General features: G+C 44.1%; 19 protein-coding genes. 3 read left to right on the top strand and 16 right to left on the bottom strand.

Annotation, left to right across the window (positions count from 1 at the left end; genetic code table 11):
• Window positions 1-2: 2 nt before the first annotated feature.
• From C1A08_RS08310 to C1A08_RS08250, 12 genes are all read right to left on the bottom strand, one after another.
• Window positions 3-308 (bottom strand): DUF6956 domain-containing protein, encoded by a 306-nt coding sequence (locus C1A08_RS08310; protein WP_005643944.1) that lies wholly within the window; start codon window positions 306-308, stop codon window positions 3-5.
• Window positions 248-478 carry a DUF3873 domain-containing protein gene (locus tag C1A08_RS08305; protein ID WP_005643946.1) on the bottom strand — a complete coding sequence of 77 codons (231 nt, stop codon included), beginning with the start codon at window positions 476-478 and terminating at the stop codon, window positions 248-250. The genes C1A08_RS08310 and C1A08_RS08305 overlap by 61 nt, the downstream gene beginning before the upstream one ends.
• A 20-nt stretch (window positions 479-498) precedes the next feature.
• Entirely contained in the window at window positions 499-756 is a 258-nt protein-coding gene (locus C1A08_RS08300) for a hypothetical protein (protein ID WP_005827305.1), read from the bottom strand.
• 24 nt (window positions 757-780) lie between these two features.
• Window positions 781-2046 (bottom strand): PcfJ domain-containing protein, encoded by a 1266-nt coding sequence (locus C1A08_RS08295; protein WP_005840074.1) that lies wholly within the window; start codon window positions 2044-2046, stop codon window positions 781-783.
• Window positions 2043-2462: a PcfK-like family protein gene (locus C1A08_RS08290; protein ID WP_004310304.1), complete on the bottom strand. Its 420-nt coding sequence runs from the start codon at window positions 2460-2462 to the stop codon at window positions 2043-2045. Before C1A08_RS08290 ends, C1A08_RS08295 begins: the two co-directional genes overlap by 4 nt.
• A gap of 23 nt (window positions 2463-2485) precedes the next feature.
• Window positions 2486-2707 (bottom strand): hypothetical protein, encoded by a 222-nt coding sequence (locus tag C1A08_RS08285; RefSeq protein ID WP_005643956.1) that lies wholly within the window; start codon window positions 2705-2707, stop codon window positions 2486-2488.
• Between the two features lie 11 nt (window positions 2708-2718).
• The gene (locus C1A08_RS08280) at window positions 2719-2934 is read right to left on the bottom strand and encodes a hypothetical protein (protein ID WP_005643957.1); all 216 of its coding nucleotides are present in this window, start codon (window positions 2932-2934) and stop codon (window positions 2719-2721) included.
• Between the two features lie 7 nt (window positions 2935-2941).
• Window positions 2942-3277 carry a hypothetical protein gene (locus C1A08_RS08275; RefSeq protein WP_004310306.1) on the bottom strand — a complete coding sequence of 112 codons (336 nt, stop codon included), beginning with the start codon at window positions 3275-3277 and terminating at the stop codon, window positions 2942-2944.
• Window positions 3278-3339: 62 nt separating this feature from the next.
• Window positions 3340-3750, bottom strand: coding sequence for a hypothetical protein (locus tag C1A08_RS13245; RefSeq protein WP_005827299.1), 411 nt, complete (start codon window positions 3748-3750; stop codon window positions 3340-3342).
• A 706-nt stretch (window positions 3751-4456) separates the two neighbouring features.
• Window positions 4457-4912, bottom strand: coding sequence for a DUF1893 domain-containing protein (locus C1A08_RS08260; protein ID WP_180951548.1), 456 nt, complete (start codon window positions 4910-4912; stop codon window positions 4457-4459).
• Between the two features lie 16 nt (window positions 4913-4928).
• On the bottom strand, window positions 4929-6332 hold the full coding sequence (locus C1A08_RS08255; RefSeq protein ID WP_055204881.1) for an aldo/keto reductase: 1404 nt from the start codon (window positions 6330-6332) through the stop codon (window positions 4929-4931).
• A gap of 12 nt (window positions 6333-6344) precedes the next feature.
• The gene (locus tag C1A08_RS08250) at window positions 6345-7856 is read right to left on the bottom strand and encodes a 4Fe-4S binding protein (protein WP_101572697.1); all 1512 of its coding nucleotides are present in this window, start codon (window positions 7854-7856) and stop codon (window positions 6345-6347) included.
• Window positions 7857-8686: 830 nt separating this feature from the next.
• Between C1A08_RS08250 and C1A08_RS08245 the strand changes: the two genes are divergently transcribed.
• From C1A08_RS08245 to C1A08_RS08235, 3 genes are all read left to right on the top strand, one after another.
• Window positions 8687-8863, top strand: a complete 177-nt coding sequence (locus C1A08_RS08245) for a histone H1 (RefSeq protein WP_101572695.1) — start codon at window positions 8687-8689, stop codon at window positions 8861-8863.
• Window positions 8864-9174: 311 nt separating this feature from the next.
• The gene (locus C1A08_RS08240) at window positions 9175-9780 is read left to right on the top strand and encodes a hypothetical protein (RefSeq protein WP_101572693.1); all 606 of its coding nucleotides are present in this window, start codon (window positions 9175-9177) and stop codon (window positions 9778-9780) included.
• A gap of 600 nt (window positions 9781-10380) precedes the next feature.
• On the top strand, window positions 10381-11115 hold the full coding sequence (locus tag C1A08_RS08235; protein ID WP_145996545.1) for a hypothetical protein: 735 nt from the start codon (window positions 10381-10383) through the stop codon (window positions 11113-11115).
• A 6-nt stretch (window positions 11116-11121) separates the two neighbouring features.
• On the opposite strand, the gene C1A08_RS08230 is transcribed toward C1A08_RS08235, so the two are convergent.
• The 4 genes from C1A08_RS08230 to C1A08_RS08215 form a co-directional block, all read right to left on the bottom strand.
• Window positions 11122-12234, bottom strand: a complete 1113-nt coding sequence (locus tag C1A08_RS08230; protein WP_101572689.1) for a lanthionine synthetase LanC family protein — start codon at window positions 12232-12234, stop codon at window positions 11122-11124.
• An 11-nt stretch (window positions 12235-12245) separates the two neighbouring features.
• On the bottom strand, window positions 12246-14318 hold the full coding sequence (locus C1A08_RS08225) for a DUF5722 domain-containing protein (protein ID WP_101572687.1): 2073 nt from the start codon (window positions 14316-14318) through the stop codon (window positions 12246-12248).
• A gap of 4 nt (window positions 14319-14322) precedes the next feature.
• Window positions 14323-15318: a glycosyltransferase family 2 protein gene (locus tag C1A08_RS08220; RefSeq protein ID WP_101572685.1), complete on the bottom strand. Its 996-nt coding sequence runs from the start codon at window positions 15316-15318 to the stop codon at window positions 14323-14325.
• A 259-nt stretch (window positions 15319-15577) separates the two neighbouring features.
• Window positions 15578-16909, bottom strand: a complete 1332-nt coding sequence (locus C1A08_RS08215; protein ID WP_101572683.1) for a TolC family protein — start codon at window positions 16907-16909, stop codon at window positions 15578-15580.
• Window positions 16910-16928 lie beyond the last annotated feature (19 nt).

Here is a 16928-nt window from a genome sequence, read left to right as displayed (position 1 = left end):
GTTCAAAATTCTGTTTTCTCGGTTATGGGTGTGCATTTTTCCAGCCACTCTTTCAGACATTCCATGTTATACTCGCTCGTGATGACTGCCGTATGGCTGTCAATGGCAGTGAAACGGCTGCTTTCATAGCTGTCTATCCACCCCTTTAGGGTATCAACTCCCCACGCTTCGGCATCGTCAAAGATGCCGTCCAATGCCGTAATGGGTTCGCTGAATTTGACTATCAGCGTTTGGTAGCCTGCTTCGTTCATCGCTTCTCCTCCTTCCTTTCCTTTGCCGTTAGCCACTTGTCCCGTGCGGCTCGACATTCGTCTAATGTGGGTTTGACACAAGAGAAAAGTTCCCCGTCCGTGTGGCGGTAGTCGTATTGCACAAGGGTGCGTTTGCGTCTGCCGATACCCGTTTGGAATTTCTCGTAGTTCTCCGTTCCTGCCGATTGGCAGGTGCTTACTCCGTTAATTGTCATTTTTGTTGCCATAGTCGTTGTTATTTAGATGATTAGAAATGTACAGACAGCACTCTGTGTTGCATCACCATTTCGGGGTCGCTCGTGTAGCGTTGGTGCAGGTAGAAATGATGAGAGCCGAAGCCGTAAAGGAAGAACTTGTCAAGTTCGTGTTTCTCGGCAAAGTCCTTGACGCTCGCCCTTAATTGCTCCTCACTCTGACAAAGAGTGAGGAGGTTCATAAATTCAAGGAACATCGTGGGGATTTTATCATCCCATAGGAAAACCATGCTTTCAAATCTTACTTCCATAATGTTAGTTGTTAGATGTCGATATTATGCCGCTTTCATCCGCTGGCGGATAAGGTTGGCGTTCTTGTTCACAAGGGCGATGATGCGGTCGTGGTATTCGGAGTTCTCGTTGCATACGCCACGACACTGCACCACCTCAAAAGTTTTTAGTGACACCTCTATCGTTTCAATTCGTTTTCCGTCAATGGTGGCGGATAGGATAAGGGAGTCTTTTCGTTTGTGGTAACCGCCCACACAATGGTGCATCGTCCTTCCTTCCTCTGCCATTTCTTCCACGCTCTCTATGACTTTGACGCAAATAAGGCTGTCGGTAAAGGCAAGTCCGAAGAATATGCCCTTAGCTTTCAGATATTGTTTCTCGTCCTCAATCGCTTTCCTGCGTTGCTGTTCAGTCCGCTCATGTTTCCTTTGCAGGTTGCGCTTTGCCACCAACTTGTCGTGTTCAACTTTGAGGTCGGCAGGGCAAACGTATTTCGGGCTGTTTGTGTCCTTGCCGAAATGACGCAGGAGGTCTATGGTGTCACGCCACATTGAGCCGTCCTCAATAGTATAGCCGTTGCGGATACATATCTTGATTGAAGCCCAATACTCTTCAATATTGAAAGAGTGGTACAGATAGTAGCGCAACATGGGATATTGCCCTGCCTTCAACAGCGTTTCCGCACGGCTGTCCGACAATAATGCCGGTATTAGTTTGGTGGGTACAATGTCGTGGAAATTGCCGTTAAAGCCGTTTCTGCGGAGCGTCGGCAACACCTTATATCTTGGATATATCGGGGAATATGAGATATGGCGGTACGCTTCATTGTCATTGCGGATAGCAAAAGGAGAAGCGAATGAGAACGTGTCGATGTAGCATCCCAATGTGCGTGGAATGGCAACAACAGCCTTACGCCCTTGTTCATTCCACCAATACTGCCCGATTTCAAGGGCATAGGACTTGGCATTAACCCCTTTCTCCATACCCACGACAAGCAAGAACATTCGTAGCACTTGGTATTCTCCGCTTGTGGTAAGGGTTGTGAAATACTGCTTTTGTCTTACCTTGCGCTGATAGGTGAGGCAGACTTTCAAACTTGCTCCACATTCGGGACACGTACAATGCTCGGTCTGCTCCGTCATTACCCAACTATGACCGCAATCCATACAAGTGGTACGACCTTTCGGCAAGCGGTGTGCATAATGCTCCACGCAATTACGGAATGCCCAATTTATCTGTATCGGGGTTATCGGGCGTAGTTTCTTGCTTTGGGCAAGAACTGCTTTTTCAAATTTGTTTCTCGGTTTCATAAGCCAAAATCAAATAATGAGGGTTGAACTTGGGTTTCTGTTTTCGCCTTTGTCGGCTTGGTGCGGTTCTGCAACTTGCGGAGTTCCTCATCTTGGTATCTGCGGACTGCCTGCTGACGTGCTTCTGCTTTTTCCTCTGCCGTGAGTTCCACAATGTGGTTCACCGCCACTTGGCATTGGATAGGCTTGCCCACCTCAATCTCGTTCTCGTCATAGTAGTGTACTGCTTGTCCGTATATCTCTCCGTCCGTGAAGCCGTTACAACCGCTTTTCTGCACATAGTTCAGAATGTAGGTTACGCAATCGTCAATGTTCTTGGCTGGATTGCGGTAGTTCTTCGCAAAGAGCGTGTCTTCCTCCGCACGTTGTTCCAAATACATCTGTATCGTTCTCTTGAAATGGTCTGTTCCTTTCATATCGCTGTCGTTTTTATGAGTTGTCAAATAGTATGTTTCAAAATCTCCCTCCAATAAATCGGCTCAACCTCGCTCAATAGGAAGTCTATAAAGTCCTTCCGTGCGTTCTTGTTCAGTTCGTGGTAGAGTCCACGGAACACGGACATATTGCCGTTGAGGTATGTTTCCACCATGTACTCGAAGATGTTGCCCACCTCGTAGTATCTGCATTGTTGCTCCACTGTCTTGCTTCTTCTCTTTGCCATGTCGGTAGGGATTAAAGGGTGAATAACCAAAGAATGAAGCCGAAGAACAGGATAACGGAAAGAATAGCCACGATTACCCCTATTGCCACTCGGAACACTCCGTTTATTATCTCTCTGACGATGTACCAAAGGATGCCGGACACCCAAAAGGCGGTGCGCATGATTAGGGTGCATATCGCAAGCCCTATGTATTGCGCCATTTGTCTGAAATTTACCGTTGCTGTCATAGCCGTATCATTTGTTAAGTTCCACGATGCTGTCTATCCTGCCGTATAGGAAACTGCGGAGTGCGGTCTTGTCGGTAGCCTTGTATTCCGCCCAATGTCCATACTGCTTTACAATGTAGGTTCGGAGAATGTCGGAAAAGTCAAACATCCAACCTTGCAAGGGTACTGCGCTCTTGAAATAGGTGTTGCTGTTCACGTTGCGTGTAAGCCAATCCTTTTCCTCTCGGCTCAATTTCTCACCATTGTTCAGTTTGGTGCGAAGTCCGTACACCTTGCTGCCTTGCAGGTTCTCCAAACTTGGTACTTCCCATGCCACGAATTTTGTTGCTATTGCCGTTCTCATATCCGTTTTGTTTTTGATTTTTTGTTTTTTAATGCGGATTCAAGAGCTGAGGGAGTTGAGTTTCAAACTATCTTATCTGCCTCTCGTTTATCCGACATTTTTTTTAATGCGTCTTTCTGTCGCATCGGTCGTTTTCGTTTCGGGTGCTTAAAAAGGTAGGGATTAGGGAATGCAAGGTTTTTCGGGAAAATACTACCCGAAGGGCTGGAGATTTTTCCAGAAAACAGGAGGCTTGACCTTGCTTTCCCGTACAATCCCGGAGTTACCTTTGCACCCAGCACGAAAATGACTGCCTGATGCGGCTCACTGAAAGGCGCGAAAATGGAGGTAAACGGAAGTAGAGGCAGATTAGACAGGAAAACTTCAAAAGAGAAATCCGTGAAAAAGACATCCCCAACAGAAAAGAACATAGCCGGTAGCGTGAAACCGGGCAAACCATCGGCAAGGAAGTATGTTTTTATCTGTTTGGCCAAACGTGTTTGGTCGGATGGATAAAATCATTCTTCCCGGTTTGTCTGCCGTGAGTGACGGCTTGTTCCATTTATGGAATGTGCGGTCATACACGGCTTTCCGCTTCCGGCTCAAAAGGACAACGAAAAAAGAAAAATCGTCAAAACCCCGTAAAAGCACCTCTTTGGCATAAGCACAAAAGAAAGGGGCCTTGTCTCATCAGTCTAAACTATTGTTTAGGCGTGAGGCAAAGCCCTTTTCTCCGCTTATGCGGCAGTCGGCACACGTTCGTTCAAAATCTTTTTGGGCGATGGTGTGCTGACGGATAAAATCGCTTTTACGGAAAAACTTGTGTGAGAAGAAAAAATCAGGAGATTCATTTCTAAATCTCCCGTTTTATTGTTACTTTTGCATACGAAGAGTTCTTTGAAGGTTACGCAACGCACAGAAGAATAATGCAGTAGATAACTAACTAATTCGTAACCTATTACTATTATGAGCGATTACCCAATGCTCATTTCCAATAAATTACACTCTTTTCGTAACTTCACGTAACAAAGATACGGAAACAATCCGCTTTATTCCAGCAGGAACCGGCAAAAAACGATGAAAATATTCCAAACCGCACGCTTTCACGTTCCGGCCGAAAATACCCCGGCGCCGTTTCTTTGTACAGAGTACTACAAATCACGCGCATACCGGACAACAGACGAAACGCCCCGGCCGCGCCTATCCCTCCCGTTTCATCGTCTCGATAAAATCCGTTACCTGTGCCAGGCACTCTTCGGGCGTTTGCAATCCGTCGCAACGGGTTTCCAACGGACACCGGCCGGTATGCGTACGGTTGACGATATGCGGCACGCAAAGCCTGTAACCGGTGCCGACCGCGTTTTTCCCCAGCAAATCGAGGGCCGGCCGGCTGATCACATCCGCAAATACCTCTTCGACGCCGCCCAAAGCCAGCAACGCTGCGGCCGCCTTGCCCACGACCTTATCCGCGACGAAAGCCCCGCGCAGGAGCCCGGGTTCCTCTTTCAGCAGCCGGTACAAGTCTTTCACGCCCCGTTCATAGAATACCCGCATATCGGAACCGTTACGAATCACGCACGAACACCGTTCCGCAAAGAGCCGGTCAATCGCCTGCCTTCGCAACTCCGGAGTTATTCCGTTTGTATCCCTTGCCATACTCCGTTCATTTTAGTTAGAATGCACGCCCCTGCTTCAGATCTTCGACGAATTTGTCGATGCGCTGCATCTCCGCGGGAATGTTGATGCTTTGCGGACAATGGGGATTGCACTGGTTACAGCCGATGCAATGATTGGCCTGCCGCAAGCGCGGCACCGAACGGTCGTAGCCAACCAGAAACGCCCGCCGCGCTTTTCGGTAATTCGCATCCTGCGACGAAGAGGGCATATTACCTTCGTTGATACACTTGTTGAAATGCAGCAGAATGCCCGGAATATCCAATCCGTAAGGGCACGGCATACAATATTTGCAGTCGTTGCAGGGAATGGTCGGATAACGCAGCAACGCCTGCGCCGTCTCTTCCAGAAACTCCTTGTCCGAACCGGTCAGTTCCTCAAGCGGCGAATAGGTACGCAGATTATCCTGCAGATGCTCCATGTAAGTCATACCGCTCAGCACGGTCAGCACGCCGGGAAATGATCCCGCGAAACGGAACGCCCACGAGGCGACGCTCGCTTCCGGACGACGTTGCTTCAGTTTAGCGGCGATATGGTCGTGCACGTTCGACAGCCGGCCGCCCAGCAGCGGCTCCATGATGACGGCCGGAATACCCCGTTTTTCGAGTTCACCGTAAAGATATTCGGCGTCGGTATTCCTATCGTTGACCTCTTTGGCGTGTTTCCAGTCGACGTAATTGAGTTGGATCTGCACGAAATCCCATTTGATCTCATCGTGCCGCGCAAGCAGGTAATCGAAGACCTCGATATCGCCGTGATACGAGAATCCCAAGTTTCGGACACGTCCCGCTTCGCGTTCGGCAACGAGAAAATCGAGCATCCCGTTATCGAGATAACGTCCCTTCAGCGCCTCCATACCGCCCATACCGATGCCGTGAAGCAACAGGTAGTCGAGATAATCGACCTGCAACTCCTTGAACGAATTGCGGTACATCGCCAGCGAAGCTTCCCGGCTCCAAGTCGCAGGAGCAAAGTTAGACAATTTGGTGGCAATCAAATATTTGTCGCGCGGATGACGGCTCAGCGCAATGCCCGTTGCGCGTTCCGAACGCCCTTTACAATAAGCGGGCGACGTATCGAAATAGTTGACGCCGTGCGCGATGGCGTAATCGACCAGCGAATTGACCATCTGCTGGTCGATCTGCTCGTCGCTGCTGTCGGCAACGGTCGGCCAGCGCATACAACCGTACCCCAGCAACGACACGCGGTCGCCCGTAGTCGGATTAGTGCGGTAGGTCATCTTATCGGTCGGAACCTCGCCTTGCGCCGAGCGGTCGCCCGACGCCGGATTGCGCTTCGGACGGCAACCGGACAGCGCAACCGCCGAAACGGCCGCTCCCGCGCCGAGTCTTTTCAGAAATTCGCGCCGGTCTATTTTCTCTTTTTTTATCTTTTTTTCCATGAGTTCGCAATCTTAAATCGTTCTGTGATTTTCGTGTCCTTCGATATAGATCGCACTGAACGGACGCGCCGGGCAAAGGTTTTCGCACGCGCCGCAGCCGATGCACCGCTCTTCGTTCACAACGGGGATTTTCGGAGAATCCGCCGTATCGGGATCGGACGGAACCATCGTAATGGCTCCCGTCGGACAATGGCGAGCGCAGTTGCCGCAATCCACCCCGTCCGTAAGCGGCACGCAGTTCTCTTTCACCCAGACGGCATGGCCGATCTGAATCGACGATTTTTCCGCAAGACCGGTCAGGCGTATCGCATCCGTCGGACAAACCTCGGCGCATTTAGCGCACTCCGGACGACAGTAACCACGCTCATAAGACATTTCGGGCTGCATCAGGGTCGCCAGACGGGCCGAAGGCCGCAATACGCCGTCGGGACATACCGACACGCAGAGCTGGCAGCCGGTACAGTGGGCCGCCATATTCCGGAGACTCCGGGCTCCGGGCGGGACGACGGGCGTCGCCCGATCCGGTATCTTCTTGTCCAAAATAACGGCCAGGCCGCCGTCCACTTTTTTCTCCTGCGCCCGGACGGCTGCCGAAGCGGCCAACAGTCCCAGACCGGTCAAAAAACTGCGGCGGGCTGTATCCGGCTTTCGCGTATCGCCGACCGCTTCGAAAGCGACGGCCGGTTTCGCACCGGTTTTCGCAAACCGGAACCGATAACCGACGGCTCCCTGCCGGCAAGCGTCGATACAATCCATACAATCCACGCACCGGCTGTAATCGATCCGATGCTTCGACGAATCAATGCAGGCCGCTTTGCATTTACGCGCACAAAGACCGCAACCGTTGCATTTTTCCGTATCGATCACCGGACGGAACAGGGAATACCTGGAAAAAAAACCCAGCACCGTACCCACCGGGCAAATCGTATTGCAATAAGTACGACCGTTACGCCACGCCAGCACGATCAGCGTCACGAAAGTAACGGCGGCCACGAGAAAAGTCGGCAGGCTTTTCATCCACACCTCCGTCCGGTAGAAAGCGTAACTGCCGGCTCTTTCGGCCAGATAGGCCAGCAGGTTGTTTCCCCACTGATACGCGGGAGCGAACAGGTTTTGCACGATGCGGCCGTAGGAACTGTACGGAGCGAGCAACGCCACCAGCGAACCGATACCGGCGACCGCTGCGACGACGAACAACGCCAGCGCACCGTACCTCAGCCACGATACGGCCGGCGAATACGAAAAACGGTATTTTTTCTTTTTCCGTTTCCCGCTGATCCACGAAATCGCGTCCTGAAATACCCCCAACGGGCAGATCACCGAACAGTAGACACGCCCCGACAGAAGCGTCAACGCCAGCAGCGCCACGATTACGCCGACATTCAGCGCCAGTACCGCCGGCAAGAATTGAATTTTCGCCAGCCACCCGAACCACGCGTGCAACGTTCCCGTAAAATCGAGAAACAACAATGTGATCAGCGTAAAACAGACGACGGCGAGCGTTACTCTTATTTTTCGCAACATAGGCTTTTATATATTATCGTTCTTTCGTTTCCATCTTTTACTCCCCGCACCACAAAAATACCTAAAAACAGGCCATATCGACCGTACCCGAATTACGGATAATCCTACCCGTATTACAGACGGGAAACACGTGTGCTTAAGAATATTTCCCCGATGTTCGCAAAATTAAAAAAACTTATAACAATTTCACGATCGCTTTTTATTTATAACGATCCGGAACGGAACCGTTCGCGCCCGCTTCGCGGGTTTCGAAAAAGGGTCCGCCTCGGCGAAAGCCGCCGCCGGCCCGCTATGCATCGCCTGTCGCCAAACAGTTCCGGCATCGGGCAGGATTTACATTCCCGCCGCTTCGCAATGCGCCGACACCGTCATTCCCGCGTCCGGGCAAGAGTATCTGAAAACAAAAACATCCGTACAACCGCCTCACGGCCGGCTGTACGGACATCTGCAATTATCTCAAATCGCGGAGAAAGGGGGATTCGAACCCATCCTCACAATTGCCTATTTATTAATGCTTACCGCATTCCAATATTTCAAACAGTAACGATTTGGTAACGATTCTGACTGACGTATTTGTCCAGCATTTTGCGTCACTTTACCTATCTATTAAGCAAAGGTACTATCTTTTATAGAATTATGCAAGAAGTTTGTCGTAATCTGTAAATCCCGATAAATCATTGAACAAAGACACCTAGCCTTCCCCCACCCAACCGATTTAATTAATACACCTCAAACCGACAAAAATTACTACATCGGAACTATAAAAACGCGACATAACGATATTCCACAAAAATCGTATATTTGCCCGTCACATTTAAAACTCAATAAAAATGAAAGAATTATTTGAGAAGATCCAGGCCAAGATGGCTGAATTTTCTACCGATGCGACCCGGCAACTCGAAAATGGTAACAAAGCAGCCGGTACCCGCGCCCGCAAAGCGACCCTTGAACTGACCAAACTGATGAAAGAATTCCGTCAGGCATCTCTGGAAGAGTCAAAAAAATAAAAAGACTCATCACGAAAAACCACCGGCTTCCTATAGTAATTCAAATGGAGCCGGTGGTTTTTTGTTACATTCCTCGTATTACATATTACCTCAAATACTTTTTAAGTCTTTCGCAAAGCTGCATTGTCAAACAAACTACACGGAAATTACAAAATAAGGCAGATAACTAATTGAAGATATTTTTTCATCAATTCTACAATATCAACCAGAAAATATTTGTTTTTTAACAAATCATATATTACCTTAGCAACACTTACATATCCTACTACCTACAATGTATCAAAATATAGAATATAAATAATATTTAATTCATGGAAAAATTCAATTTAGACCGTTTAGCCGCAGAAATGCAGCCTATGGAAAAAGCAGAACAAACTGCAACGATCGGGGGTGATTATTACTATACGCCGACTGGTGAATATTTGGATTATGTCGGCAAGGGTGATAAAATTCGAGTTATCGATGCAGCAACATTTCATTCCGTCGGATGCACTGATGAATCCAACCTAAATCAATTCGCCACTTTATTTTCTCAAGCAGATGGCGGTGCTCAAGCTGCAATAGCATCAAAACTCGCTAATGCCCAAATTTACATGGCAGATCTACCTGGGGATGAAGCTATGTATGACCCTAATTCACGACAGATATACCTAAGTTATTCTGGAAGCGCCGTATCCGGAAGTAACTTTTATGAAATTTGCCTGGTTTTAACACACGAACTTACACATAAACAGTATACCAATTCTGATATGACTACTAATCAACAAGAATATATGGCATATTTAGCTCAGAAAAACGATCCATATTTCTCTCACTGCTCAGCACACTTCCAATATACAATTGAACAAAGATTGAAATATTACAAGGAATTAGTAGAAAAAGACTCCCCCGGATTTTACATACCATCCTCTTATTGAATCATTTCTAATTATGAAACATTGTTCGATCATTGGCATAATATTATTAAATTGGATTTGTTGCGCTTCTTGTTCATCTGACAAGGAAAATGTTCCGTGTTCTTTTACCAGTAATACCAACGATATCCTTTACTCAGGGAATACCTCTTATCAACTAAGCCGTTCCCCATTGGATTGCATTCGTGGATTCAAGTCTTTTCATTCTGATACGATCACTTCAAAAAATATTGTCCAGAATTGTACTGCTATATGGAGTTTGGTTTATGATTCACTGCAGCTATGCATGTTAGAGCATTCTGATTCAATAAAAAACAACGAAAGTCGAGAGTGGTCTCTTGAACTATATGATGATTTGCAAAAATTCCTGAATTTATCATTTATAACGGACGAACGAATCCAATTCTTATCTCCTGAAATTTCATCGTCTAAAGTTATGACAGCGACATGGGTAACGGGCGTATTTTATATTCAACAACTTTTCCTAAAGGATAATAATGCAATGGCTCCGTTTTACGAATTGACTTTCAGACAGGGACGGATTATATCAATGAGACGTTTATACCCTTGTCAATAAGGTGACAAATCACAATTCGCTATTTTATGAAATCTGTTATTACGGTTATTTGTTTTTTAACGACATTGGTTGGATGCCGTTCCAAGTCTCATATTCCGGGACGCTTTGCGACAAGTACTAGCGATTATCTTTATATCGACAATACACCTTATTTAATGTCTTATAGCCCGTTACAAGAATTTAAAGAATATAAATCCATATATTATACGCTCCCAAATGCCAAATACATGCAATTCCTATATAAGGGAACAATAGGGTTTGAGAGAAAATCATATGCAGCAATATGGTCTGTTCAACATGATTCTCTTTATCTTTCCGGAATCCTGTATGCAGCCAATGACCCATTCAGCCTAGTTGAAATTCCTCTGCCGTATTATCGGGTTATGGAGCGATTTCTCAATAAAACTTTCAAGAAAGAAAGTCTACAGCAACGTGATTCTGTATTTCAACTGCGCGATTTATGTACAGCAGATTGGTTTAGCGGGACATTATATGCAAAGCCGGTTAGAGATGCTGAAAAACAAGAGTTTATATCTTGGGTTAATGAACCTTTTTTAAAATTGACCTTTAAGCATGGTAAACTTTTGCATCAGGAATCTATAAATGTTACACCCAAACTTACAAAAGAGGCACAAAAAAGAGGATTTGAGCGTTTTGAAGATTCAATAACTAAGATTATTAAAAGAAATCAGCAACCTCGTGTGAGAGATTCTATTGATTCCGTACTCAGACTTCCTGCTCCGATTTATATTCTGCCTTAGAAAATTTCAGGGAGATAGAAACAAACATTCATCCCATTTTGGTTCGATATCGGATACCGCTGAAAGTAAGGACAGCCCTATCCCTGATAGTCCATTAAGTAATCCATCATGTTGACACCATATACCTTTTGAAGCAGTCTGCCAAATTTTTTCGTCACCTCGAATTTCTGATTTTTGTAATAGTTTACTATAACATAGACAAGCTACATTCTTGAATTTTATATCTTTAGAAAATTGATATATATGATTAAAATGATGAGCAACAGACAATAATCCGCATTCAAGACCTGAATCCATTTTAAGATCGTCGATGTATTCGATAGCCTCCAATGATTTGTTATTCAATATTTCTATGGCTAAGTTCGAATACTGAGGGCTCATCAGTAGTATATACCATGAATATAGATTATCAAAGAAAAGATTTTCAGAATATTGAGAGAGTCTCTTGATCAACGATTTACTTAAATACGCGGACAATGTGCCTGCAATAGGATTGTCCGGGTATTTCTGTTTGATCATCTCTACAATCACACGGGTTTTTGCAATCAAATCAGGGTGCATCGTTTCGATCAAATTCGTTTGCGAATAACAAAATCGATCTGTCAATTCTATCAATAGGCGATTTAAGTATTCTTTCGATAAGCGACTATTACGACCTACACCATATAGACTGATTTGGAGTGCCTGTAAAAGATGTGGCATATTAGGTTCTTGAACGTACTCAATCATTTGATGGTAAACAACAGGATCATTTATCCCTAACATATTTTCAATACGTCCTTCAATTATTGCATTCTGATGTAAATGGTTTATACACCATTCAGTCCCACTAATTCCACTATCAAAAGATAATCCTGTTAATTGATAATCACAATTTATCAACCCTGAATTAATTCTTTTAATAATACTGGTTAACATATCAGCAGCCCTTTTATAAACTGCTTCGTCTCCTCTCCATTTCCAAAAATAAAATAAAAACAATAGAACTCCGACATTACCATACATCAAGCCTCCTGTGTCCAGATTATGTTGCCGTCGGCACAGAATTTCTGTTATTTGTATAAGTTTGTTAGACGCATCTTGTAATTGGCGTCCCGTCAAAATAGATTCCCACTTCATTTTTTTTGTCTTTAATTTACATCAATTTCGTACATGATCTCTTTCCAATCATTTATACCAATTATTTTTTTTGCGAACTCACACTGCTCGTCTTCTTCAGCAGTACCCAATGCGCGATAGACAAACCACGCCATCTTTTTTCCATATGGATCTTGTAAAAAATCCGCATATTTCCTTAGTCCGGTTTTCAGTCCTCCCTCTGTCCTGTCATCAATCCACCTATGTGCAATATATGCGTCAATTCCCCTGCAGGCACACACTTTTTTCCATACGTATGCAAGACTGGCCGCCTGCTCCTGTTGGGATTTTTCAGAATAATCCATAGAATTGGGATTCTGCTCCGACAATAATAAAGTTCTTTTTGTAATTCCTTGATATAATACTTTGGGGTGTTGAATCCATGCGTCAAGAATCTCAAGATTTTTAAACGTAATCAAATTCGTATCAATCTTCATAGTTGCATTTTTATCTAACCATGACTTTGGATTAACTAATGATTCAGGATATGGGTGAAAGGCTATTCCCCAAAAAAAGTCGCCTTCCGCTTTAGTGTAATCAATTAATAATTTTAATAAATGAGCAGATGGATGACAATTAGGTTCTTCAAAATGATCGTACCAATAATGGCTTAGAGATATCAACACTTCCGTGTTCGAGTTGTATTTGTATGTTGTATAGTATATCAAACGCATAGATCTAATATAAGTATCCATATATTGCATCATATCAACATCTCCCATATTGGTCCACACACCTCCCGCATCCACTTCATTATGTACAATCCACCGATGTATATGCCCATACTTACAGTCGGACCTACTATATCTGGATGCAAGAAACTCAATCGCAGCGCAATACAAACTTGCAGATTCCAGATTTGTCAAATTAGGCATGCTATACTCCCCTATCTGATCATAATTGGGATGTTCTAATAAGTGCCCGATCCTTTTGTCCACGCTCTTTCTTTCTGGATATAGTAAAATAATAGCAGATACATTGATCTTTTTTTGTGCAAGGCTTAATAAAGTCGCATCATACTCTTTTATTAGGCTTTCATCAAAATAATAAGTTTTTCCGGCATATTTGAACTCAATATTGTTTTTGCATGGAGTTGAACGGAGGAAATTATTAATCCTAAAATTGACCGTAACATAGGATATCCCCAAATCATCAATATCTGACACACAAGGATTTAAAACATAATCACCTAACCCCTTTTTGTTCTTAGGAGTTTCGGTCGGAATGCAATTTTTCGTCGTTAGCGAAGAGCAGAACTGGGAATAAGAACACATTGCCAAGCCATTGGATGTTTTTATTGTTACGACCCATCGGGAATATAATCTATCATAAATAATCCCATCAGTTATAACATATCGTTCGACAGAAATACAAAAATGGTTATTCTGCGGTGTAATTACTGAGTGAATACGTATTGACTCAGGGCTAATCTCTTTATAAATCGGAATCTCTCCGATATACAAAACGTCTTCCACTTGACAAATCTTACCTGTAATTCTGATCTTCTCATCTGAAACAAAAACTTCGTCTATTTTGCAGGAGTACTCAGATTCATATAAATATTTATATAGATCAAATTTATCAATCTGAGATTGATAATCTTTCCTTGCTTGTACTTTATTAGCTTTATTTTCCGGCCAATAACTTCTTAATGTGAATTTTCGGAATCTAATCCGGATAGCAGGAGACGTTGGGAATGGGGCGATATGCAACCGAAGAGTCATTAAATCATCACGCAATATGCACTGACTTAGCAATTCTTTATGCGAAGAAATATCAATCGTACATTTCTTCCATGTATCAGTGGCATCAATACCCCTTATTTTTAACATATTAAACCGTATAGATAATCCAAAATAACTTATTGGCATATCACATTTATACTCAAATTGTACAATGTTGATATCAGGAGATAAAAAACGCCGGCGCTTTATCCATAAAGGTAATGTTGTAAAATGGTTAATGATAGTCTTATATGATTTATCCAACGGATTGCATTTTACCTTTTGCGAGGTATTTTTCGTATCAAGAATCAATCTGTATTTTACGTTATCATGTTTACCCATAATCCTAAGTATTAAAATAATGTCGTTCTTTACGTCGCATATGTATTAAACCGTTTATTGCATCGATTTTGCGTATAAAAATTCCTTTTAAATCTCGATAAAATGTATAACAGCTTCGTGAATAATATTGCCGATATTCACCTCTCAGAAACATATTGGCAATTAAAAAGAGACTATTATATGACCTTATTGCCCAAAATCTTTTGTAAACAAATCTGAGTCTTTCCAAGTCTTCCTCAAGATATCTGTCGATTAAGCGTTCGTGCCACATCAAAAGGCTATCCGCTAATTCCCACCTCTTGACAGAGCGCTTGAATAATGAACCTAAACCAATAGATTGTTTACCATGAATTCGGTATTTTATCAGGGTTTGGTCTATATAAGCGATTTTATTTCGTATTGCAGCACACACAGACATCATCCCATCGTGTATGGCCAGATTATCGATATCAGGAAATGGAATACAATATGGTATAAATGATGCTCTAACCGCAGTTGTTGCACCTGTCACTTTCCCGGATGTCGACACAACATCCAGACAATACCCCTGATCAAATAATTTTTTATTACGTTTAGTCATGCCTACGACATCAAATAAGGTTTTATGAAAACTATTTACCCCTACATGATTGACCAAAATAGCATTTGTAAAAACATAATCAATATCCGGATGTTCATTGAAAAACATACAGATTTTTTCAACTTTGTCTGGGAACCAAATATCATCTTGGTCTGACAAAAAAATAATATCCCCCGAACACAAACATATGGCTTTTTCAAAGTTTTTAGTAAATCCTATATTCCTACCATTCTTTATAAATTTAATTGGAATGCGACTGGTTTTTATAAACTGCTCTACTAACAGACAGGTGCTATCCGTAGAACCATCGTCACAAATCACGATTTCATCCACAGGCATTGTTTGGTTGATGATCGATTCTAATTGCTCGATCAAATAACTTTCGCCATTGTATGTGCACATTGCTACCGAAATAGACATATACAAATTTGTTTAAGAGTTATTAGGACAATCAACTGAAAACTATCCATTAAATCAAACACAAGCATATTGATACAAAATAAAGAGTCTGGATTTCGATACCGCTTCTTTCCCCCCTGATAAAAACACAAAAATATTCGATCAATCACTGGCTCATTTGCTCCATGACTTTCCGGAAGCCAACAGTTTATTGCTGAAGCACGGCATACACAGAGTGGTAAATATTTTGGAAAGTAAAGCCCCATGATAAAATTCCTCATTAATAAGTTATTGGTTCTCCGGCATAAAATCCGAGTATTTTCCGGTTGAAGATAAATTCGTACTTGGCCTGCAACATATTCGATTCCGCTTTTTCGAGCCGCATTTTTGCATCGTTGTAATCGTACATGTTGCTACGCCCGGCAGCTACCCGGTTCTCCTCGTAATTGAATACTTCGGTAGCCGAAAGTACCGATTGTGCGGCCGCTGTGTATTTTTTAAACGAGGTGCGTACATTGTAGTATGCCGTTTCGATCTCTTTGCGCAATGCAAGACGGGCTTCACTGACGGCAATTTGCTGGGCTTCTATTGCGATCCGTGCCGAGCTGATTTGATTGCGCGTGGCCATGCGGTTGAATATTGGAATATTAACGCTCAACCCAATAAATTCATTCCCATTGTTACGAAGTTGGTTAAAGAACGCCACGTTATTGTAACCGGAAACAAACGAATAGAAATAACTATTGCTATATTCTCCGCTCAACACGACCTGTGGATATCGGACTGCTTTAGCTATTTGTAATGCCCGAGCACTACTTTCTAACCGTAATTCTTCGGCTCGGATCATCGGACGTATGGATACGGCGGTTTCGAATATAGCTGCGGGCTGTTCGATCCTGTCGAGAGCATCCGGACTGATCGAATCGGTTGCCGGTGGTTCAATATCGAAATCCTCAGCACTCTCCCGACTCAGCGCCTGACTCAATGCAAGCAGCGCAAGAGTCAAGTTATTCTCTGCTTGCGCCTGGTTCAACTCATCGTTCGAAAGTTGCGCACGACTTTCGAGCAGTGCCGCCTCCACACTACGTCCCCCCTGCAACATCAATTCGTTACGCTCCACTAGTCTACGGCTCAATTCAGTCTGCCGTTCAGCCACGCCGACAAGCTCCTTGCAGAAAAGCGCTTGAAGAAATAACGATGTAATCTGAAGCGACAAATCCTCACGGGCCCGTTCCAAATCTTGCAATGATGCTTCTAGGTCGAGGCGTCTCGCTGAAATATCATGCTTGATTCTCAAACCGGCAAATACCGTCAGGCTGGCCGTTACCCCCATTGATGTCGACATTTGGGTATTGTCTTTGTATGTTCCATCGCGCGATGGACCGCGACCGAAATAGATATTTTGTCCGAAACTGGCATTCAGATCAGGTAGGCGGTTGTTACGGGCCGTATTAAGACGAACATTATATTCTTTACTCGTAACCAGTGCCCTGCGCACCTGTGCATTATGTTGCAAAGCATAACTGACACAACGTTCAAGCGACCACCGTTCCTGTGCATAGAGTGCTCCCCCTACGAAAAGTGAAAGTAACAACAAAATCGTTTTTTGCATATTCCGGTTAGCTTATCGA

The sequence above is a fragment of the Alistipes sp. cv1 genome, assembly GCF_900240235.1.
GTDB classification, from domain to species: domain Bacteria; phylum Bacteroidota; class Bacteroidia; order Bacteroidales; family Rikenellaceae; genus Alistipes_A; species Alistipes_A hominis.
Note: the sequence above shows the minus strand (reverse complement) of the source record. Positions and strands in the feature narration are given on the sequence as shown.